This window comes from Streptomyces beijiangensis (assembly GCF_017315755.1).
Taxonomy (GTDB): Bacteria; Actinomycetota; Actinomycetes; order Streptomycetales; family Streptomycetaceae; genus Streptomyces; species Streptomyces beijiangensis.
On record NZ_JAFLRJ010000487.1, the window covers coordinates 1 to 591 of the forward strand.

General features: G+C 67.1%; 1 protein-coding gene. It reads left to right on the forward strand.

Going from position 1 to position 591, the window contains the following annotated elements; all coding sequences use genetic code 11:
* Positions 1 to 204 precede the first annotated feature (204 nt).
* Positions 205 to 558 (forward strand): Fur family transcriptional regulator, encoded by a 354-nt coding sequence (locus tag J0695_RS35660; RefSeq protein WP_206968923.1) that lies wholly within the window; start codon positions 205 to 207, stop codon positions 556 to 558.
* Positions 559 to 591 lie beyond the last annotated feature (33 nt).

A 591-nucleotide genomic window follows, 5' to 3' on the forward strand; every position in this document is an offset into this window, starting at 1 on the left:
GTTCTGATTGTCGGCGACCGGCGCGCCGGCCTCGGTGGTGAGCGGTCCCTGCGACGTCATGTGCGCCTCCTGCGTCATTCCTGCCAGTCCTGTCCATGGCGTAAAGCCATGGCCGACCCTACCCTGGACATTGTCTAAGTCAAGTAAAGGTCCAAAGTCACACCCGTTCGGGACTTCAGTCCCTCCCCTGTTAGGCTGACCCTTATGAGTGACCTGTTGGAACGCCTTCGCGGCCGAGGCTGGCGGATGACCGCACAGCGCCGGGTCGTGGCCGAGGTCCTCGACGGCGACCACGTACACCTGACGGCCGACGAGGTGCATTCGCGTGCCGTGACGCGGCTGCCCGAGATCTCGCGCGCCACCGTCTACAACACCCTGGGCGAGCTGGTCTCGCTGGGCGNNCAGCACCTGGTCTGCGCCCAGTGCGGCGCGATCCGGGACGTGCACCCGACGGGCAACCCCCTGTCGTCGCTCCCGGACACGGAGCGCTTCGGCTTCACGATCTCAGGCGTGGAAGTCACCTACCGAGGCATCTGCCCGGCCTGCACCGCAGCCTGACCAAGCACTCAGAGCGCGAGGGGCCCGGCACGC